Raw genomic sequence first — 19,368 nt, 5'->3', positions numbered from 1 at the left:
ACAACAGACGTTACTGGATCAATCAAATTACCAGAAGGAATGGAAATGGTTATGCCAGGAGACCACATTGATATGAATGTTGAATTAATCACAAGAGTTGCTATGGACGAAGGATTAAGATTCGCGATCAGAGAAGGTGGAAGAACTGTAGGTTCAGGAGTTGTTACTAGCATAATAGAATAGTAATAATTACTATATAAGTAAATTAATACTTTAATTAATAAATTTAAAAGAAAATTGTGATCACATTTAGAGAGTAAGGGGACGCCTTTACTCTCTTTTTTTATGTATAGACCAATTATAAAAATGTTATCCTGTGAATAACGTTTTATAATTTCCTTCCTTTAGCTTTGAAGTGCTTCTATTAATTTTGCGATGACTTTGAGCGAATGTGACAGAAAAGCAAAATTATATAGAAGTACTTTTTCATTAATGTATAAATTAAAATATAATAATTTTAAATATCTGTAAATGATTAATATATTGAATTTAGTTAAGAATAATAAATGATATAAAAATATCGGAAAAATTTACAAAAAAAAATATATTGATAAATAAAAGAAACACATATAGAATATATTTGCTAACAAAATTATATGATAGAATTAATAGAAAATATGCTTTGAAATTTATTAAAAAAAGGTTAAAAAACTCTTGAAAAGCCTATGTAAACATAGTATAATGTAGGAGTTGTATAGCAAACAGCGATGAGTCAGGAGGTTGCCGGACTTCCGGGTTAATTCCTGATGAGTATGTTAGGATCTAGAATCCAACGACAGGGGTTTTGTAAAGTACTGTTTCAAAGTAGGAAACACCAGGAGCAGTTTATAGAACATCCGCTGTTGTGCGTTAGAAGTAAAGCGTACATGAAAAGGAGGGAAACCAAGATGTCAAAACAAAAAATAAGAATCAGATTAAAAGCTTTTGATCACAACATTTTAGATCAATCAGCTGAAAAAATTGTTGAAACAGCAAAATCAACAGGAGCTAAGGTTGCAGGTCCAGTACCACTACCAACTGAAAAAGATGTTGTTACTATATTAAGAGCTGTTCACAAATACAAAGATTCAAGAGAGCAATTCGAAATCAGAACACACAAGAGATTAATCGATATAGTTAACCCATCACCAAAGACAGTTGATGCGTTAATGAGATTAAACTTACCAGCTGGTGTTGATATCGAAATTAAGCTATAATTAATACTTATTAAATAAACAGTTTGAACTATTATGATTGTATAACAATCCGCTAATATGTTTAGGAGGTGTAAATACATGAAAAAAGCTATATTAGGAAAGAAAATCGGAATGACTCAAATTTTTGATGCTAACGGAAAGGTTGTTCCTGTAACAGTAGTAGAAGCTGGCCCATGTGTTGTTGTTCAAAAGAAAACTATCGAAAAAGATGGTTATGAAGCAATACAAGTTGGTTTTGGAGACGTAAGAGAGAAATTAGTTAACAAACCAAAGAAGGGACACTATGCTAAGGCTGGAGTTTCATTAAAGAGAAGATTAAAAGAATTCAGATTAGAAGATTGTTCAGCTTATGAAGTTGGTCAAGAAATTAAGGCTGATTTATTCGAAGTTGGAGAAAAGGTAGATGTATCTGGGGTTTCTAAAGGTAAGGGATTCCAAGGTGTTATCAAGAGATGGAATGCTAACAGAGGACCAATGAGTCACGGTTCTAAATTCCACAGAGCAGTAGGTTCTATGGGAGCTTCATCAGATCCATCAAGAACTTTTAAAAACAAGAATATGCCAGGACATATGGGTGCTGTTAACACAACAGTATTAAACTTAGAAGTAGTTAAGGTTATAGCTGAAAAGAACTTAATACTAATCAAGGGTGGTATCCCAGGACCTAACAAGGGTACAGTAGTAATAAGAAACGCAGTTAAAGCTTAATTTCTGTAGAAAGGAGGAAACAGGATGCCTACAGTAGGATTATTTAATCAAGAAGGAAAACAAGTTGGAGATATCCAATTAAACGATAATGTGTTCGGAGTTGAAGTTAACACAGATGCTATGCATCAAGTTGTTGTTGCTTTATTAGCAAACAAGAGACAAGGAACTCAATCAGCTAAAACAAGAGCTGAGGTTAGAGGAGGCGGAATCAAGCCTTGGAGACAAAAGGGAACTGGTAGAGCAAGACAAGGTTCTATTAGAGCACCTCAATGGATAAAAGGTGGTATTGTTTTTGCACCAAAGCCAAGAGATTATAGAGTTTCAGTGCCAAAGAGTATGAGAAGAGTAGCTATGAAATCTGCTTTAACTAGCAAAGTTCAAGATGGCCAAATGGTAGTACTTGAAGCACTAGCATTAGAAGCTCCAAAGACTAAGAAAATGATTGAAGTTTTAAAAGCATTTGATGCTAAGAAGACTTTAATAGTAACTGGAGAATCTAACGAAGTACTTTACAAATCAGCTAGAAATATTGCTGACGTACAAATTATGCCAGTTAACAACATCAATGTTTATGATTTATTAAAATTTGAAAAATTAATCATAACTAAGGATGCTGTATCAAAAATTGAGGAGGTGTACGCATAATGACAAGCTATGATATTATAAGAAAGCCTGTTATCACTGAAAAGAGTATGACTGCTATGGCAGACAAGAAGTACACTTTCATAGTTCAAATAAATGCTAACAAAGTTCAAATCAAAAAGGCTGTTGAAGAAATCTTCGGCGTTAAGGTTGAGAAAGTTCAAACTTTAAGAACTATGGGAAAAACTAAGAGAATGGGCGTACATGTAGGAAAAAGAGCTGACTTCAAGAAAGCTGTTGTTACTTTAACAGAAGATAGCAAGAGCATTGAATTCTTCGAAGGAATGCAATAACGCGAATAAAGCATATTATTGGTATTTAGATACCAGAGAAGCTTAAAGTAAGGAGGGAATTTACATGGCAGTTAAAAAGTTTAGACCAACTACCCCATCAAGAAGACAAATGACAATGGCTACTTTTGAAGAAATTACAACAAGTACTCCTGAGAAGTCACTTCTTGTTTCATTAAACAAAACTGGTGGTAGAAATGCTCAAGGTAAAATAACTGTTAGACACCACGGTGGTGGAGCTAAGAGAAAATATAGAATAATAGATTTCAAGAGAAATAAGGATGGTATCCCAGCAAAGGTTGCTACAATAGAATACGATCCAAACAGAACAGCATACATAGCTTTAGTTGTATATGCTGATGGTGAAAAGAGATATATAATTGCTCCAGTTGGATTAAAGGTTGGAGATGTTATAGTTTCAGGAGCAGATGCTGATATCAAAGTTGGTAACGCTCTTCCATTAAAGAATATACCAGTAGGTACTTTTGTACACAATATAGAATTACAAATTGGCAAAGGTGGCCAAATGGTAAGATCAGCTGGTACTTCTGCTCAATTAATGGCTAAAGAAGGTAACTATGCTACATTAAGATTACCTTCAGGTGAAATGAGATATGTTAGAATCGAATGTAGAGCTACAATCGGAACTGTTTCAAATACTACTAACGATATAATCAATATCGGTAAAGCTGGTAGAAAGAGACACATGGGATGGAGACCTACAGTTAGAGGTTCTGTAATGAACCCTTGCGATCACCCTCACGGTGGTGGTGAAGGTAGATCACCTATCGGTAGACCAAGTCCAGTTACTCCATGGGGTAAACCAGCACTTGGATACAAGACTAGAAAGAATAAGAAGTATTCTGACAGATTCATAATAAAGAGAAGAAACGATAAGTAGTATGAAGAGAAGTTAAATTTCTCTTCATGGCTTGTCAGCCTAGAGATTATGAAGGGAGGCAAATTATAGTGAGTAGATCAACAAAAAAAGGGCCTTTTGTACATGAAGGACTTTTAAAGAAAATTGAAGAAATGAATGCTAGTGGAGATAAGAAGGTTGTTAAAACTTGGTCAAGAAGTTCAACAATATTCCCACAAATGATTGGTCATACAATTGCTGTTCACGATGGAAGAAAGCATGTTCCAGTTTTCATAAGTGAAGATATGGTTGGACATAAGCTTGGTGAGTTCGCTTTAACTAGAACTTACAGAGGACACGATTATGACGAAAAAGCAGCAAGAAAAAGAAAGTAATCCCGGAAAGGAGGAACATAAATGGAAGCTAGAGCTATAGCTAAATATGTTAGAATGTCTCCAACAAAAGTAGGAGTAGTTCTTGATTTAATAAGAGGAAAAAATATTCAAGAGGCTTTCGCTATTTTACAATATACTCCAAAAGATGCAGCTGTTGTTATAAACAAGGTTTTAAAATCAGCTGTTGCTAATGCAGAAAATAATCATGAAATGGATGTAGAAAGATTATATGTAGCAGAAGCATTCGTTGGTGCAGGTCCAACACTTAAGAGATTTAGACCAATGGACCACGGTAAAGCATTTAGAATTAACAAAAGAACAAGTAACATTACACTTGTAGTTAAAGAAAGAGCTTAGAAAGAAGGAGGGAAATCAAGTGGGTCAAAAAGTACATCCTCACGGACTTAGAGTAGGAGTTATCAAAGATTGGGATGCTAAATGGTATGCTTCAAAGAAGAACTTTGCAGACAATCTAATAGAAGATAACAAAATAAGAGAATTCGTAAAGAAGGAACTTTTCTCAGCTGGTATTTCAAAGATTGAAATTGAAAGAGCTGCTAAGAGAGTTAAATTAAATATATATACTGCTAAACCAGGAGTTATAATTGGAAAAGGTGGAGCAGGAATTGAAGCTTTAAAAGCTAAATTAGCTAAAATAGTTGATAACAAGAATTTATTAATCAACATAGTTGAAGTTAAAAATGCTGAAGCAGATGCTCAATTAATGGCAGAAAACATAGCTGCTCAATTAGAAAAAAGAGTATCATTCAGAAGAGCTATGAAACAAAGCATCCAAAGAGCTATGAGACTTGGAGCTAAAGGTGTTAAAACAGCTTGTTCAGGTAGATTAGGTGGTGCTGAAATAGCTAGAACAGAACAATATCATGAGGGAACAATTCCACTACAAACTTTAAGAGCAGATATTGATTATGGATTTGCAGAAGCTGATACAACTTATGGAAAGATCGGCGTAAAAGTTTGGGTTTATAATGGAGAAGTTCTTCCAACTAAAAAAGTTGAAAAGAAGGAAGAAGTTAACGCATAAGAAAGGAGGAATTAGTCATGTTAATGCCTAAAAGAGTTAAGCATCGTAAGGTACAACGTGGTAGAATGAAAGGAAAAGCTACAAGAGGTAATTTCCTTGCATACGGAGATTTTGGTATTCAAGCTACAACATGTGGTTGGATAACTAGTAATCAAATTGAATCTGCCAGAATTGCTATAAACAGATATATAAGAAGAGGAGGAAAACTTTGGATAAAGATTTTCCCAGATAAGCCAGTAACTGAAAAGCCAGCTGAAACAAGAATGGGTTCAGGTAAGGGTTCACCAGAATACTGGGTAGCAGTAGTTAAACCTGGTAGAGTTTTATTTGAATTATCAGGAGTTAATGAAGAAGTTGCAAGAGAAGCTATGAGACTTGCATCACACAAACTTCCTGTAAAGTGTAAGTTCGTTACAAGAAGAGATTTTGAGGAAATGGGTGGTGAAGAATAATGAAGGCTAGAGAATTAAAAGAATTAAGAGCAAATAATCCTCAAGATTTAAAGGTTAAATTAAATGACCTTAAAGCTGAATTATTCAACTTAAGATTCCAATTAGCTACAGGTCAATTAGAAAATCCTATGAGAATAAGAGAAGTAAAAAAATCTATAGCCCAAATCAAAACCATCATTAGAGAAGAAGAGATCAGGGCTTTCGAGCAGTAAATCTGAAAGGAGGTAACTCTTAATGGAAAGAGGATTAAGAAAGAAAAGAATAGGTAGAGTTGTTTCAGATAAAATGGATAAAACAATAGTTGTTGCTGTTGAAACTAAGGTTAGACACCCATTATATGGAAAAACAGTTAATAGAACAACTAAGTTTAAGGCTCATGATGAAAACAATGAAGCTAAAATTAATGATAGAGTTTTAATTATGGAAACTAGACCATTATCTAAAGATAAGAGATGGAGACTTGTTGAAATAGTTGAAAAAGCTAAATAGGCTTTAAGTCTGAAAGGAGGGTAATTCAATGATACAACAACAAACCTTACTAAAAGTAGCAGATAACTCAGGTGCAAAGGAAATAATGTGCATAAGAGTTTTAGGCGGTTCAAAAAGAAAGTTCGGTAACATTGGAGATGTAATAGTTGCTAGCGTTAAAAGTGCAACACCAGGCGGAGTTGTTAAAAAAGGAGACGTTGTAAAGGCTGTTATAGTTAGATCAGTTAGAGGATTAAGAAGAGCTGATGGTTCATACATTAAGTTTGATGAAAATGCAGCTGTTATTATAAAGGATGATAAGCAACCAAGAGGAACTCGTATCTTCGGACCAGTTGCTAGGGAGCTAAGAGATAACGAATTTAACAAGATTTTATCATTAGCACCTGAAGTTCTATAATGGAGGAGGTGTCTTATTTGAAGGTACATGTTAGAAAAAACGACACAGTTGTAGTTGTTTCTGGTAAAGATAAAGGTAAAACTGGTGAAGTTTTAAAGGTATATCCTAAAACAGGTAAAGTTATTGTTCAAGGAGTTAATATAATTAAAAAGCACCAAAAGCCAAGCAGAACAAACATGCAAGGCGGAATAGTTGAAAGAGAAGGAGCTATATACAGCTCAAAAGTTATGTTATACTGCACAAAGTGCAAAAATGCTACAAGAATTAGTAACAAAATATTAGAAGATGGTACTAAAGTTAGAGTTTGTAAGAAGTGCGGAGAAACATTCTAAAATCTGAAAGGAGGTACTAAATTATGACAACAAGACTTCAAGAAAAGTATCAAAAAGAAGTAATTCCAGCTATGATTGAAAAGTTCGGATATAAAAATATAATGGAAGTTCCAAAGCTTGAAAAGATAGTTATCAACATGGGTGTTGGAGAAGCTAAGGACAATCAAAAAATATTAGAAGCTGCAGTTAATGATTTAAGCATCATTGCAGGTCAAAAGCCAATCTTAACAAGAGCAAAGAAATCAGTTGCTAACTTTAAGATTAGAGAAAATATGGCTTTAGGATGTAAGGTTACATTAAGAAAAGCAAAGATGTATGAGTTTGCTGATAAGTTAATGACAATTGCTCTTCCAAGAGTTAGAGACTTCAGAGGAGTTTCAAGCAAAGCTTTTGATGGTAGAGGAAACTACTCACTAGGAGTTAAAGAGCAATTAATATTCCCAGAAATCGAGTATGATAAAATAGACAAGGTTAGAGGAATGGATATAATCTTCGTAACAACAGCTAACACTGACGAAGAAGCAAGAGAATTATTAAGATTCCTTGGCATGCCATTCGCTCAATAATAAGGAGGGGAAACCGTGGCACGTAAAGCTATTATAGAAAAGTGGAAAAAAGAACCAAAATATAAAACAAGAGCTTATACAAGATGCAGAATATGTGGAAGACCACATTCAGTATTAAAGAAGTTTGGTATATGCCGTATATGTTTTAGAGAACTTGCTTACAAGGGCCAAATCCCTGGTTGTAAGAAAGCAAGTTGGTAAAAAACAGATGTAGTGAAAGGAGGCACATTAAATGGTTATGACAGATCCTATCGCAGATTTGCTAACTCGTATAAGAAACGCAAATGCTGTAAGACATGAAGTAGTAGAAGTTCCTTCATCAAACGTGAAGAAGGCTATTGCAAATATATTATTACAAGAGGGATATATTAAAGAATTAGAGGAATATAACGATGGTGTTGTTCCAATGTTAAGAATATCTCTTAAGTATGGTGCAGATAAAGAAAGAGTTATAACTGGTATAAAGAGAATTTCTAAACCAGGACTAAGAGTTTACTGCAAGAAAGATGAAATTCCAAAGGTATTAAGCGGACTAGGTATTGCTATAATCTCAACTTCAACTGGATTATTAGTTGATAGAGAAGCAAGAAAAGCTGGATTAGGCGGAGAAGTAGTTTGCTACGTTTGGTAATTATAAATTAGAAAGTAACTAGATTAACATATATAAGAACAAGTAAAACAGGAGGTGCGATTATGTCAAGAGTAGGTAGATTACCTATAACTATACCTGCAGGCGTAACTGTAGCTGTTTCAGCAGATAACGTTGTTTCAGTTAAGGGTCCAAAGGGCGAACTTGTTAAAGCTATGAACAAAGACATGAATATAGCAGTTGAAAATAACCAAGTTGTTGTTACTAGACCTAGCGATCAAAAAGAGCACAGAGCTCTTCACGGATTAACTAGAGCATTAATCAACAACATGATAATCGGAGTTGAAAAAGGATTTGAAAAGAGCTTAGAATTAATCGGTGTTGGTTATAGAGCTCAATTACAAGGAAAGAAACTTGTAATGAACTTAGGATATTCACATCCAGTTGAAATAGAACCAATTGAAGGTATTACTTTCGAAACTCCAGCTGCAACTAAAGTAGTTGTTAAGGGAATAGATAAAGAAAAAGTTGGAGCAGCAGCGGCTGATATCAGATCATGGAGAAAGCCTGAACCATATAAGGGTAAAGGAATTAAGTATGATAACGAAGTGATCAGACGTAAAGAAGGTAAAACTGGTAAGAAATAATAGAAAGGAGTGAAACCTTTATGTTTAAGAAGGTAGACAGAAAAGCTAGTAGAGAAAGACGTCACCTAAGAGTACGTAAGAAAATTTCTGGTACTCCTGAAAGACCAAGACTTTCAGTATATAGAAGTGAAAAAAATATATATGCTCAAATTATAGATGATGTTAATTCAGTAACATTAGTTTCAGCTTCAAGCTTAGATAAAGCAGTAGATGTTAAAGTAGGCGGAAACAAGGAAGCTGCTAAATTAGTTGGTGAATTAATAGCTAAAAAAGCTTTAGAAAAAGGAATCTCAGAAGTAGTATTCGACAGAGGTGGATACGTATATCACGGAAGAGTTCAAAGTTTAGCTGAAGCTGCAAGAGAAGCAGGCTTAAAATTCTAATAAACAAGGAGGGAAATACATGAGAATCGATCCTAGCACACTAGACCTTAAGGAAAAGGTTGTTAATATAAACAGAGTAACTAAGGTTGTTAAGGGTGGTAGAAACTTCAGATTCAGCGCTTTAGTAGTTGTAGGTGACGAAAACGGACACGTAGGCGTTGGAATGGGTAAGTCAATAGAAATCCCAGAAGCAATTAAAAAAGGAATAGAAGACGCTAAGAAAAACTTAGTAAGTGTTGCAATAGTTGGAACAACTGTTCCTCATCAAATATATGGAAAATTCGGAACTGGTAAAGTTCTTATAATGCCGGCTAAAGAAGGTACAGGAGTTATCGCTGGAGGTCCAGCTAGATCTGTATTAGAATTAGCAGGTTTAAAGGATGTTAGAGCTAAGTCATTAGGTTCAAACAATCCAAAAAACATGGTAAATGCTACAATCAACGGTTTAGCAAGCTTAAGAACAGCTGAAGATATAGCTAAATTAAGAGGCAAAACTGTTGAAGAAATTTTAGGTTAGGAGGGAAAAGCAATGGCAAAAATTAAAGTTACTCTTGTTAAGAGTTTAATTGGAAGAAAAAAAGACCATATTGCTACTGCACATGCCCTTGGACTAAAAAAGATCGGTAAGACAGTAGAACATGAAGAAACTCCTCAAATCAGAGGAATGATTAATAAAGTTGACTATCTACTTAAAGTAGAAGAAGTTTAAAAAAGAGGAGGTGCATTGAGTAATGAAACTTCATGAATTAAAACCAGCAGCTGGAAGTAAAAAAGCTCCTAAAAGAGTTGGTAGAGGTACTGGTTCAGGTTTAGGTAGAAATGCTGGAAAAGGTGAAAAAGGCCAAAAGGCTAGATCAGGTGGTGGAGTAAGACCAGGATTTGAAGGTGGTCAAATGCCATTATATAGAAGACTTCCTAAGAGAGGCTTCACAAATATATTTGCTAAACAATATGTTAGCATTAATGTTGATAGATTAAATATATTTGAAAATGGTACTGAAATAACTCCAGAAGTTTTACTTGAAAGAAGAGTTATCAGTAAGGTAAAAGACGGCGTTAAGATTTTAGGAAACGGCACATTAGAGAAAAGCCTAACTGTTAAAGGATGTAAGTTTTCAAAATCAGCAGCTGAAAAGATAGAAGCAGCTGGAGGAAAAGTTGAGGTGATTTAGTATGCTATCAACCCTACGTAATGCCTGGAAGGTTCCCGAATTAAGAAAGAGATTTTTATGGACTATATTTTTAATTGCAATTTTCAGGATAGGAACACATATTCCTGTTCCTGGAATTGACACAAGTGTTTTAAATAGTTTAGCAAGTAGTGGAACAATATTTGGTTTCTATGATTTAATATCAGGAGGAGCATTTAGACAATTTAGTATATTTGCTTTAAGTGTTACACCTTATATTAATGCCTCTATAATAGTACAACTATTAACTATAGCTATTCCTTCATTAGAACAACTTTCAAAAGAAGGTGAAGAAGGAAGAAAGAAGATTCAAAAGATCACAAGAATTTTATCAATAGTTATTGGATTTATTCTTGCTTTTGGAACATATAGTATGGTTGCTGCTAGAGGTGCCGTAACAGGAATGCCTTGGGCTGAAATTATTGTTGTTTTAATAGCATTAGTTGCAGGTTCAACATTCTGTATGTGGTTGGGAGACCAAATCACAGCTAAAGGATTTGGAAATGGTATATCCATATTAATATTCGTAAATATAGTATCTCAGTTACCTATAACTTTAATGTCATTATTTACATTAAAGGATCAAGGAAAAATTACTATAATTGAAATTTTATTATTTGTTGCTGCTGCAATTGTATTATTAGGAATAGTAATATTCTTCTCACTAGCAGAAAGAAGAATTCCTGTCCAATATGCTGGTAAGGCTGTTGGATCTAAGGTTATGAGAGGCCAAAGCACTCATATTCCTTTAAGTATAATAGGATCAGCTGTTATAGCAATAATCTTTGCTATGTCAGTGATGATGTTCCCTAAGACAATTGCTGAATTTTTCCCAAGTCACAACTGGGCAATTTGGATAACAAGTAGTAGTTATAGTATATTTAATGAAACAACTTGGATGTATCCAGTAGTTTATGCAATATTAACTATATTCTTCACTTGGTTCTATACACAAATTACATTCAAACCAGATGAAATGGCAGAAAATCTTCACAAATCGGCTGGATTTGTGCCAGGAATAAGACCGGGCGAGGCAACAGAAAAATATTTTGAAAAAGTACTTACAAAAGTATCTTTAATTGGAGGAGTATTTGCTGCTTTACTAGCAATACTGCCAATATTAATTTCAAATTCACAACTACAAGGAATTCAATTTGGTGGAACATCATTATTAATTATGGTTGGTGTTGGACTTGATTTCTCAAGACAATTAGATTCACAATTAGTAATGAGACATTATCAAGGATTCTTAAAATAGATTAATAATGGAGATGATGCCCGTGAAGATAGTATTATTAGGTCCTCCTGGAGCAGGTAAGGGAACACAGGCAAAATCAATTAGTAATAGATACTCAATACCACATATTTCTACAGGAGATATATTTAGAAAGAACATTTCTGAAAATACTCCTCTAGGAATAGAAGCTAAGAAGCACATCGATAAAGGACAGTTAGTACCTGATGAAGTTACTATTAATATGGTAAAAGATAGGTTAGAACAAGATGACTGTAAAAATGGATATTTATTAGATGGTTTCCCAAGGACAGTTAATCAAGCAGAAGCACTTCAAGAATTTCTTTTAGAAAGAAATGAAGGAATTGATACTGCTTTGTTAATTGAAGTACCTACTGGATTTATTTTAGAAAGAATGACTGGTAGAAGAGTATGTCCATCATGTGGAGCTAGCTATCATATAAAATTTAATCCACCAACTATAGCAGATAAATGCGATGTTTGTGGAAGTGATATAATCCAAAGAAAAGATGATACAGAACAAACTGTATCTGAAAGACTTGATGTGTATGAGAGACAAACACAACCACTGATTGATTTTTATAAAGAAAGAAACTTACTTTCAATTGTAGATGGAACGAAAGCTATTAATGAAGTATTCGAAGGTATCTGTAGTATCTTAGGGAGTGTTGAATAGTGATTTTCATTAAAAACAACAAAGAAATAGACCTAATGAGAAAAGCAGGTAAAATAGTAGCAGAAACATTGCTATTAGTTGAGGAAAAAGTAAGACCAGGAATAACTACTGCTGAATTAGACAGAATAGCAGAAGAATTTATAACTAAGCATGGAGCGAAGCCTTCATTTAAAGGGCTGTATGGTTTTCCAGCTTCACTATGTATATCTGTTAACGAGCAAGTAGTTCATGGGATCCCAGGAGGTTATGTATTAAAAGATGGAGATATAATTAGTGTGGACTGTGGAGCTAATATAAATGGCTTTCACGGAGATGCTGCTAGAACATTTGCTGTAGGTAATATCAGTGAAGAAGCTAATAAGTTAATTAACGTAACTAAAGAAAGTTTTTTTAAAGGTATTGAATATGCAAAGGTTGGAAACAGACTTACTGATATATCACATGGAATACAAAGCTACGTTGAAGCTTCAGGCTTTTCTGTAGTAAGAGATTTCGTAGGACACGGTATAGGTAGAGTTGTACACGAAGATCCAGAAGTACCTAATTATGGTCTTCCGGGAAGAGGACCTAAGTTAGTAGAGGGAATGGCTTTAGCCATTGAACCTATGGTTAATGTAGGCAGCTATAAAGTTAAAACATTAAGCAATGATTGGACTGTAGTAACTAGTGATGGAAGTCTATCTGCACACTACGAAAATACAATTGTAATTTTACCAGATGGACCCGAAATATTAACACTGATTAAATAAGTGTTGCTTAGTTATAAATTCGCATGATACCAAAAGGTGGCTTGTAGATTTATGGCTAAGGTAATCATTGAGGTGAAAAGTTTGCAAAACAATGACTTAATTGGGAAAGTGGTTCTTTCAAGAAGCGGAAGGGATAAAAATTATTTATATGTTGTAATAGGACATTTAAGTGATAATTATGTATTTCTGAGTAATGGGAGCACTAAAACAGTTCAGATGCCTAAACATAAGAATCTAAAACATATAGATGTTTTAGATGATGTAGATGATGAGATTAAAGCATCGATCATATCAAAGGATAGAGGTACTGATTTAAAAATAAAGAGATTTCTAAAACTTAAAGGCATTGTTAAGGAGGGTTGATTACCTTATGTCAAAAGATGATGTAATAGAAATGCAAGGTACTGTACTAGAAGCATTACCAAATGCTATGTTCCAAGTTGAACTAGAGAGTGGTCACAAGATTCTAGCACATATTTCAGGAAAATTAAGAATGAACTTCATAAGAATTTTACCTGGAGATAAGGTTACAATAGAACTTTCTCCATATGATCTAACAAGAGGTAGAATTACATGGAGAGCTAAATAAAAGTGGAAAAATAACCACTAAGTATTACAAGGAGGGTTAGCGATGAAAGTAAGACCATCAGTTAAGCCTATTTGCGAAAAGTGCAAGATTATAAGAAGAAAAGGAAAAGTAATGGTTATCTGTGAAAATCCTAAGCACAAGCAAAAACAAGGCTAATACAATCAAAGTATAGGCAAAAAAAGTATAATTTTACTATGTATATCGTATTGACTTTTCAGTTAAAGTCAAATATGATTATATAGGCATTTAAATAAGTAGATAAATTTTAGGTGCGGCTGACAGTAGAGAATAACTCTACTGACCTAGGATTTTATTATATAAATACACATATATAATAAAAGTGTATGCATTTCAATATCAGGAGGTGTAAGTTTTAATGGCAAGAATTTCAGGCGTAGACCTACCAAGAGAAAAAAGAGTTGAAATAGGTCTAACATATATATACGGTATAGGACTTTCTACTTCACACAAGATTTTAGCAGAAACAGGAGTAAATCCTGATACAAGAGTTAAAGATCTTAGTGAAGATGAAATAACAAAAATCAGAGAATACGTAAAGACTTTAACAATTGAAGGTGACTTAAGAAGAGAAGTTGCATTAAATATTAAAAGATTAGTAGAAATTGGATGTTATAGAGGAATCAGACACAGAAAAGGTCTTCCAGTTAGAGGTCAAAAGACTAAGACTAACGCTAGAACTAGAAAAGGTCCAAAGAAAACTATCGCAAATAAGAAGAAGTAGTGAGGAGGGAATTCGATGGCTCAAAAAGTTAAAAAGACTAGAAGAAGAAAAGAAAGAAAGAATATTGAGCATGGTGCTGCACACATCAAATCAACTTTCAATAACTCAATAGTTACTTTAACTGATGCGGCAGGAAATGCTTTATCATGGTCAAGTGCAGGAGCTCTAGGCTTCAGAGGATCAAGAAAGAGTACTCCATTCGCAGCTCAAATGGCAGCAGAAACAGCAGCTAAAGCAGCTATGGAACATGGCTTAAAAAGTATAGAAGTATATGTAAAGGGACCAGGTGCTGGTAGAGAAGCAGCAATCAGATCTTTACAAGCGGCAGGATTAGAAGTAACTTTAATTAAAGATGTTACTCCAATCCCACATAACGGATGTAGACCACCAAAGAGAAGAAGAGTCTAGTATTCATATAGGAGGTGTAATTAATGGCAAGATATACTGGAGCTACATGTAGATTATGTAGAAGAGAAGGTATGAAGTTATTCCTTAAAGGGGATAGATGTTATACAGATAAATGTGCTTTTGTTAGAAGAAGTTATGCACCAGGACAACATGGAGCAGCTAAGAAGAAATTATCTAACTACGGAGTACAATTAAGAGAAAAGCAAAAAGCTAGAAGAATATACGGAGTATTAGAAGGCCAATTCAGAACTTATTATGAAAAGGCTGAACATATGAAAGGTATCACAGGTGAAAACTTACTTAAGTTATTAGAAATGAGATTAGACAACGTTGTTTATAGATTAGGATACGGTGCTTCAAGAGCTGAAGCTAGACAATTAGTTACTCATGGACATTTCTTAGTAAATGGAAAGAAAGTTGATATTCCTTCATACAAAGTTTCTGCTAATGATGAAATCTTAGTTACAGAAAAGAGCAGAGGAACTGAAAAATTCAAGACATTTATAGAAAATCCTAAGACATTACCAAAATGGTTAGAAGCAAATGTTGAAAATTATTCAGGTAAAGTTATTGCTGAACCAACAAGAGAAGACATTGACGTACCAGTTAATGAAACTCTTATCGTTGAGTTATACAGCAAATAATAGTTTAATATTTGTATTGTTAAGATTTATCTTACAATACAAATATATAAGCAATTGCCCTCAGAATAATGTTGCCATTTAAGATATAAGGAGGGTTTGTGCATGTTAGAAATAGAAAAGCCAATAATTGAATGTATAGAGACAAATGAAGATGGTACTTATGGTAAATATGTAGTTGAACCGTTAGAAAGAGGATATGGTATAACACTTGGAAATGCTCTAAGAAGAATACTTTTATCATCACTTCCAGGTGCAGCTCCAACATCAGTTAAAATTGATGGAGTACTACATGAATTTTCAACTGTACAAGGGGTTAAGGAAGATGTTACAGAAATAATATTAAACATCAAATCTTTAGCTTTAATAATGAATGGTGAAGGTCCAAAGACTATATATATAGATGCTCAAGGACCAGGAGAAGTTACAGGTGCAGATATAAAGACTGATGGAGATGTTGAAGTTATAAGCAAGGATCTTCATATTGCTACATTAGATGATAATGGTAAGTTATATATGGAAATAACAGTTAATAGAGGAAGAGGATATGTTACTCAAAATAAAAATAAGAGTGAAGATCTTCCATTATCAGCTATTGCTGTAGACTCAATTTATACACCAGTTAAAAGAGTTAACTTTACTGTTGAGAATACAAGAGTAGGTCAAATTACTGACTATGATAAGTTAACATTAGAAATCTGGACTAATGGAACTATTAAGATAGATGAAGCTATAAGCTTATCAGCAAAAATTCTTATAGAGCATTTTAAATTATTTATGTCATTAGGTGATAGTACTAATGATGTAGAGATTATGATAGAAAAAGAAGAAGATAAGAAAGAAAAAGTACTAGAGATGACTGTTGAAGAGCTAGATTTATCAGTTAGATCATATAACTGCTTAAAGAGAGCTGGAATTAATACAGTTCAAGAACTTGCTGGAAAGTCAATGGATGACATGATGAAGGTAAGAAATCTAGGAAAGAAATCTTTAGAGGAAGTCGAAAGAAAGCTTAAGGAATTAGGCTTAGGATTAAGACTAAACGATGAGTAAGGAGGTAAATCCATATGGCAGGTTATCGTAAATTAGGTCGTCCTACTGACCAAAGAAGAGCTATGCTAAGAAGCCTTGTTACAAGCTTTTTAAAGCATGGTAAAATAGAAACAACTGAAACAAGAGCAAAAGAAACTAGAAAATTAGCTGAAAAGATGATCACTTTAGCAAAAAGAGGTGACCTTCACGCTAGAAGACAAGTTTTAGCTTTTGTTAATGAAGAAGAAGTAGTTCAAAACCTATTTGACAACGTTGCTCCAAAGTACGCTGAAAGAAATGGTGGATACACTAGAATGTACAAAAAGGGCCCAAGAAGAGGGGACGGAGCTGAAGTTGTTATACTTGAATTAGTATAATATGTAGGGGATTAAGTGATACAACTTAGTCCCCATTTTTGTATATAAAAAATTAAATATTATATAAGAACTTAAAAAAATTATTTTTAAATTAATTGTAATTAAAGAAATGTATATTATAATATTCTTATGTTAATGTATATACACATATTGAGTCTTTATATAATACTTAATGAAAGTTAAGCAATAGAAGGAGGGCTATATTGTGAAAGAAGCAATGATTAAATGTAATAATGTATCTTTTAAATATAGGGTAAATGAGGGAGAAGAAGAAAGATACGCTGTTAATGGTGTAAGTCTTGAAGTTGAAAAAGGAGAATTTTTAGTAATATTAGGTCATAATGGCTCAGGAAAGTCAACAATTGCTAAACATATGAATGCTCTTTTACTACCCTCTGAAGGAACGGTAATAGTAGATAATCTAAATACTTTAGATCCAAATAATTTATGGGAAATAAGATCTAAGTCTGGTATGGTATTTCAAAATCCAGATAACCAATTAGTAGCTACTATAGTTGAAGAAGATGTTGCTTTTGGACCAGAGAATCTTGGGGTTCCACCAGAAGAAATAAGAAAAAGAGTAGATGAAAGTTTAAAAAAGGTTGGAATGTATGAGTATAGAAGACATGCACCACATTTACTTTCAGGAGGTCAAAAACAAAGAGTTGCTATAGCAGGAGTTTTAGCAATGAAACCGGAATGTATAATTTTTGATGAACCAACAGCTATGTTAGACCCATCAGGAAGAAAAGAAGTATTAAAAAATATCAAAGATATAAATGAAAATTATGGAATAACTATAGTGCTTATAACTCATTATATGGATGAAGCAGCTCAAGCAGATAGAGTAATAGTTATGGATGATGGAAAGATAATATTAGAAGGTAAACCAAGAGATGTGTTTTCTAATGTTAAGAAAATGAAGGAAATAGGACTAGATGTCCCTCAAGTTACAGAACTATGCTATGAATTAAAGAATACTGGTATAAATATAGATACAAATATTTTAAATGTAGATGAGATGGTGAATGCGATATGTCAATTAAAATAGAAAATTTAGTACATGTTTATATGCCAAAGTCACCTTTTGAAAAAGTGGCTTTAAATAATGTCAATATAGAAATAAATGAAGGCGAATTTGTTGCCCTTATAGGTCATACAGGCTCAGGAAAATCAACTTTAATTCAGCATATGAATGGATTACTTAAACCTACTTCAGGAAGGATAATAGTTGATGGACAGGATATAACAAAAGATGGAGTAAAACTAAGTGACATAAGAAAGAAAGTAGGATTAGTATTCCAATATCCAGAATATCAGTTGTTTGAAGAAACAATAGAAAAGGATATAGAGTATGGTCCTAGAAATTTAGGACTTGAACAAGAGGAAATTACAAGAAGAGTTAAAAAAGCCATGAAAATGGTAGGCTTAGATTATGAAATTTACAGAAATAAGTCCCCTTTTGATTTAAGTGGTGGACAAAAGAGAAGGGTTGCTATAGCAGGGGTAATTGCTATGGAGCCAAAGGTACTTATTTTGGATGAACCTACAGCTGGATTAGATCCTAAAGGTAGAGATGATATTTTAGATCAAATAAAAAATTTACATGATGAATATAAGATGACTATTATATTAGTTAGTCATAGTATGGAGGACGTTGGTAAGCTTGCAGAACGAATTATAGTTATGAATAATGGTGAAGTTGCGTTAGAAGGAACTCCAGCTAGGGTTTTTAAAGAAATTGAAACTTTAGAGAGAATAGGATTAGCAGTACCACAAGTAACGTATCTTATGAGAGCTTTAAGACAAAAAGGCTTTAATGTGTCAGATGAAGTTTATACTATTAGTCAAGGAAAAGAGGAATTACTAAAACTATTAAAGGAAATTAAAAACTAGGGGGATCAGAAATGATAAAAGATATAACTATAGGTCAATACATACCAGGCGAAACCTTTGTTCATAAATTGGATCCTAGGACTAAAATAATTTTATCAATTTTATTTATTATTTCTTTATTTATTGTAGATAAATTTGTTGGATATATTTTAATAGTTGGATTTTTAGCATTAACAGTATATGTTGCTAAACTGCCACCTAGATATTTATACAAAGGGTTAAAACCAGTATTTTTTCTAATAATTTTTACTGCAGTTTTAAATGTATTTATGATAAAGGGAACAGCAGATTCATTAATTTTTGAGTTTGGATTTATAAAGGTATATACTGAAGGATTAAGAACAGCAGCATTTATGGCATTAAGACTTATATTCTTGATTATGGGAACTTCAGTATTAACATTAACTACATCACCAATAGAATTAACAGATGGAATAGAAAGATTATTAAGACCTATTGGAAAAGAAATGGCTCATGAGCTTGCTATGATGATGACAATAGCATTAAGATTTATACCAACTTTAATGGATGAAACAGATAAGATTATGATGGCTCAAAAGGCAAGGGGAGCTGATTTTGAAAGTGGTGGATTAATTCAAAAGGCAAAGAGTTTAATACCATTATTAGTTCCTTTATTTATAAGTTCTTTTAGGAGAGCAGATGAACTTGCCATGGCAATGGAAGCTAGGGCTTATAGAGGTGGTGCTGGAAGAACAAGAATGAAGGAGTTGAGGTTTTCAAATAAGGATACTATAGCTTTTTCAGTATTTTCAGTGTTATTTATAGCAAGCTTAATAGTTAGATTTATGCTATAAGAAAATAA

35 protein-coding genes and 1 pseudogene are annotated in these 19,368 nt (G+C 33.4%); all 36 read left to right on the top strand.

All coding sequences use genetic code 11. From position 1 onward, the window contains the following. Window positions 1-183, top strand: a pseudogene (gene tuf, locus ACQPUY_RS09230) (elongation factor Tu); the annotation flags it as partial. A 704-nt stretch (window positions 184-887) separates the two neighbouring features. Further along, window positions 888-1,196 (top strand): 30S ribosomal protein S10, encoded by a 309-nt coding sequence (gene rpsJ, locus ACQPUY_RS09225; RefSeq protein ID WP_008681195.1) that lies wholly within the window; start codon window positions 888-890, stop codon window positions 1,194-1,196. 78 nt (window positions 1,197-1,274) lie between these two features. Then, entirely contained in the window at window positions 1,275-1,904 is a 630-nt protein-coding gene (gene rplC, locus ACQPUY_RS09220) for a 50S ribosomal protein L3 (protein ID WP_430840854.1), read from the top strand. Between the two features lie 24 nt (window positions 1,905-1,928). Continuing rightward, window positions 1,929-2,549: a 50S ribosomal protein L4 gene (gene rplD / locus ACQPUY_RS09215; protein WP_430840853.1), complete on the top strand. Its 621-nt coding sequence runs from the start codon at window positions 1,929-1,931 to the stop codon at window positions 2,547-2,549. Next, the gene (gene rplW, locus ACQPUY_RS09210) at window positions 2,549-2,839 is read left to right on the top strand and encodes a 50S ribosomal protein L23 (protein WP_317274682.1); all 291 of its coding nucleotides are present in this window, start codon (window positions 2,549-2,551) and stop codon (window positions 2,837-2,839) included. The genes rplD and rplW overlap by 1 nt, the downstream gene beginning before the upstream one ends. A gap of 64 nt (window positions 2,840-2,903) precedes the next feature. Beyond that, window positions 2,904-3,737 carry a 50S ribosomal protein L2 gene (rplB, locus tag ACQPUY_RS09205; RefSeq protein ID WP_430840851.1) on the top strand — a complete coding sequence of 278 codons (834 nt, stop codon included), beginning with the start codon at window positions 2,904-2,906 and terminating at the stop codon, window positions 3,735-3,737. A gap of 68 nt (window positions 3,738-3,805) precedes the next feature. Further along, window positions 3,806-4,090 carry a 30S ribosomal protein S19 gene (rpsS, locus tag ACQPUY_RS09200; protein WP_066889845.1) on the top strand — a complete coding sequence of 95 codons (285 nt, stop codon included), beginning with the start codon at window positions 3,806-3,808 and terminating at the stop codon, window positions 4,088-4,090. Window positions 4,091-4,111: 21 nt separating this feature from the next. Beyond that, on the top strand, window positions 4,112-4,447 hold the full coding sequence (rplV, locus tag ACQPUY_RS09195) for a 50S ribosomal protein L22 (protein WP_008681188.1): 336 nt from the start codon (window positions 4,112-4,114) through the stop codon (window positions 4,445-4,447). Window positions 4,448-4,466: 19 nt separating this feature from the next. After that, entirely contained in the window at window positions 4,467-5,135 is a 669-nt protein-coding gene (gene rpsC / locus ACQPUY_RS09190) for a 30S ribosomal protein S3 (RefSeq protein ID WP_430840849.1), read from the top strand. Between the two features lie 17 nt (window positions 5,136-5,152). Then, entirely contained in the window at window positions 5,153-5,587 is a 435-nt protein-coding gene (gene rplP / locus ACQPUY_RS09185) for a 50S ribosomal protein L16 (RefSeq protein WP_008681186.1), read from the top strand. Further along, a complete protein-coding gene (gene rpmC / locus ACQPUY_RS09180; RefSeq protein WP_008681185.1) occupies window positions 5,587-5,799 on the top strand; it encodes a 50S ribosomal protein L29 in 213 nt (70 codons plus the stop codon). The genes rplP and rpmC overlap by 1 nt, the downstream gene beginning before the upstream one ends. Window positions 5,800-5,821: 22 nt before the next feature. Continuing rightward, complete coding sequence (gene rpsQ / locus ACQPUY_RS09175) at window positions 5,822-6,076, top strand: 30S ribosomal protein S17 (protein WP_066889849.1); 255 nt, start codon at window positions 5,822-5,824, stop codon at window positions 6,074-6,076. Between the two features lie 28 nt (window positions 6,077-6,104). Further along, window positions 6,105-6,473 carry a 50S ribosomal protein L14 gene (rplN, locus tag ACQPUY_RS09170; RefSeq protein ID WP_008681183.1) on the top strand — a complete coding sequence of 123 codons (369 nt, stop codon included), beginning with the start codon at window positions 6,105-6,107 and terminating at the stop codon, window positions 6,471-6,473. Between the two features lie 17 nt (window positions 6,474-6,490). Continuing rightward, a complete protein-coding gene (rplX, locus tag ACQPUY_RS09165; protein ID WP_430840847.1) occupies window positions 6,491-6,805 on the top strand; it encodes a 50S ribosomal protein L24 in 315 nt (104 codons plus the stop codon). Window positions 6,806-6,828: 23 nt separating this feature from the next. Then, entirely contained in the window at window positions 6,829-7,371 is a 543-nt protein-coding gene (rplE, locus tag ACQPUY_RS09160; RefSeq protein ID WP_066889853.1) for a 50S ribosomal protein L5, read from the top strand. 15 nt (window positions 7,372-7,386) lie between these two features. Then, window positions 7,387-7,572, top strand: a complete 186-nt coding sequence (locus ACQPUY_RS09155) for a type Z 30S ribosomal protein S14 (protein WP_008681179.1) — start codon at window positions 7,387-7,389, stop codon at window positions 7,570-7,572. Window positions 7,573-7,603: 31 nt separating this feature from the next. Then, window positions 7,604-8,002: a 30S ribosomal protein S8 gene (gene rpsH / locus ACQPUY_RS09150; RefSeq protein ID WP_317274676.1), complete on the top strand. Its 399-nt coding sequence runs from the start codon at window positions 7,604-7,606 to the stop codon at window positions 8,000-8,002. Between the two features lie 62 nt (window positions 8,003-8,064). Continuing rightward, complete coding sequence (gene rplF / locus ACQPUY_RS09145; protein WP_430840846.1) at window positions 8,065-8,607, top strand: 50S ribosomal protein L6; 543 nt, start codon at window positions 8,065-8,067, stop codon at window positions 8,605-8,607. A gap of 20 nt (window positions 8,608-8,627) precedes the next feature. After that, window positions 8,628-8,990: a 50S ribosomal protein L18 gene (rplR, locus tag ACQPUY_RS09140; RefSeq protein WP_416179364.1), complete on the top strand. Its 363-nt coding sequence runs from the start codon at window positions 8,628-8,630 to the stop codon at window positions 8,988-8,990. Between the two features lie 19 nt (window positions 8,991-9,009). Then, entirely contained in the window at window positions 9,010-9,507 is a 498-nt protein-coding gene (gene rpsE, locus ACQPUY_RS09135) for a 30S ribosomal protein S5 (RefSeq protein ID WP_430840844.1), read from the top strand. Window positions 9,508-9,519: 12 nt separating this feature from the next. Next, a complete protein-coding gene (gene rpmD / locus ACQPUY_RS09130) occupies window positions 9,520-9,699 on the top strand; it encodes a 50S ribosomal protein L30 (protein ID WP_008681171.1) in 180 nt (59 codons plus the stop codon). Window positions 9,700-9,721: 22 nt separating this feature from the next. Then, entirely contained in the window at window positions 9,722-10,162 is a 441-nt protein-coding gene (gene rplO / locus ACQPUY_RS09125; protein ID WP_066889862.1) for a 50S ribosomal protein L15, read from the top strand. Window position 10,163: 1 nt separating this feature from the next. Beyond that, window positions 10,164-11,438 carry a preprotein translocase subunit SecY gene (gene secY / locus ACQPUY_RS09120; protein ID WP_430840842.1) on the top strand — a complete coding sequence of 425 codons (1,275 nt, stop codon included), beginning with the start codon at window positions 10,164-10,166 and terminating at the stop codon, window positions 11,436-11,438. Window positions 11,439-11,460: 22 nt separating this feature from the next. Next, entirely contained in the window at window positions 11,461-12,111 is a 651-nt protein-coding gene (locus ACQPUY_RS09115; RefSeq protein ID WP_430840841.1) for an adenylate kinase, read from the top strand. Then, window positions 12,111-12,860, top strand: coding sequence for a type I methionyl aminopeptidase (gene map, locus ACQPUY_RS09110; protein ID WP_430840839.1), 750 nt, complete (start codon window positions 12,111-12,113; stop codon window positions 12,858-12,860). The genes ACQPUY_RS09115 and map overlap by 1 nt, the downstream gene beginning before the upstream one ends. A gap of 51 nt (window positions 12,861-12,911) precedes the next feature. Continuing rightward, window positions 12,912-13,223: a hypothetical protein gene (locus tag ACQPUY_RS09105; RefSeq protein WP_430840838.1), complete on the top strand. Its 312-nt coding sequence runs from the start codon at window positions 12,912-12,914 to the stop codon at window positions 13,221-13,223. A gap of 7 nt (window positions 13,224-13,230) precedes the next feature. Further along, window positions 13,231-13,449 (top strand): translation initiation factor IF-1, encoded by a 219-nt coding sequence (gene infA, locus ACQPUY_RS09100; RefSeq protein WP_066889870.1) that lies wholly within the window; start codon window positions 13,231-13,233, stop codon window positions 13,447-13,449. A gap of 42 nt (window positions 13,450-13,491) precedes the next feature. Continuing rightward, complete coding sequence (rpmJ, locus tag ACQPUY_RS09095) at window positions 13,492-13,605, top strand: 50S ribosomal protein L36 (RefSeq protein ID WP_016205879.1); 114 nt, start codon at window positions 13,492-13,494, stop codon at window positions 13,603-13,605. A 220-nt stretch (window positions 13,606-13,825) separates the two neighbouring features. After that, the gene (gene rpsM / locus ACQPUY_RS09090) at window positions 13,826-14,191 is read left to right on the top strand and encodes a 30S ribosomal protein S13 (RefSeq protein ID WP_430840837.1); all 366 of its coding nucleotides are present in this window, start codon (window positions 13,826-13,828) and stop codon (window positions 14,189-14,191) included. Between the two features lie 15 nt (window positions 14,192-14,206). After that, complete coding sequence (rpsK, locus tag ACQPUY_RS09085; RefSeq protein WP_136006888.1) at window positions 14,207-14,599, top strand: 30S ribosomal protein S11; 393 nt, start codon at window positions 14,207-14,209, stop codon at window positions 14,597-14,599. Window positions 14,600-14,622: 23 nt separating this feature from the next. Beyond that, window positions 14,623-15,243, top strand: a complete 621-nt coding sequence (rpsD, locus tag ACQPUY_RS09080) for a 30S ribosomal protein S4 (protein ID WP_430840835.1) — start codon at window positions 14,623-14,625, stop codon at window positions 15,241-15,243. A 102-nt stretch (window positions 15,244-15,345) separates the two neighbouring features. Continuing rightward, the gene (locus tag ACQPUY_RS09075; RefSeq protein ID WP_430840833.1) at window positions 15,346-16,293 is read left to right on the top strand and encodes a DNA-directed RNA polymerase subunit alpha; all 948 of its coding nucleotides are present in this window, start codon (window positions 15,346-15,348) and stop codon (window positions 16,291-16,293) included. Window positions 16,294-16,307: 14 nt separating this feature from the next. Continuing rightward, window positions 16,308-16,649, top strand: a complete 342-nt coding sequence (gene rplQ, locus ACQPUY_RS09070) for a 50S ribosomal protein L17 (RefSeq protein WP_008681157.1) — start codon at window positions 16,308-16,310, stop codon at window positions 16,647-16,649. Window positions 16,650-16,854: 205 nt separating this feature from the next. After that, window positions 16,855-17,700 (top strand): energy-coupling factor transporter ATPase, encoded by an 846-nt coding sequence (locus tag ACQPUY_RS09065; RefSeq protein WP_430840831.1) that lies wholly within the window; start codon window positions 16,855-16,857, stop codon window positions 17,698-17,700. Then, entirely contained in the window at window positions 17,685-18,545 is an 861-nt protein-coding gene (locus tag ACQPUY_RS09060; protein ID WP_430840829.1) for an energy-coupling factor transporter ATPase, read from the top strand. Before ACQPUY_RS09065 ends, ACQPUY_RS09060 begins: the two co-directional genes overlap by 16 nt. Window positions 18,546-18,556: 11 nt before the next feature. Continuing rightward, entirely contained in the window at window positions 18,557-19,360 is an 804-nt protein-coding gene (locus ACQPUY_RS09055) for an energy-coupling factor transporter transmembrane component T family protein (protein WP_430840827.1), read from the top strand. The last annotated feature ends 8 nt before the right edge of the window (window positions 19,361-19,368 follow it).

This window comes from Clostridium nigeriense, assembly GCF_050585245.1.
In the GTDB taxonomy this organism is placed as follows: domain Bacteria; phylum Bacillota; class Clostridia; order Clostridiales; family Clostridiaceae; genus Clostridium; species Clostridium nigeriense_A.
The sequence above is the reverse complement of the archived record's forward strand: the minus strand, read 5'-3'. Positions and strand labels throughout refer to the sequence as shown.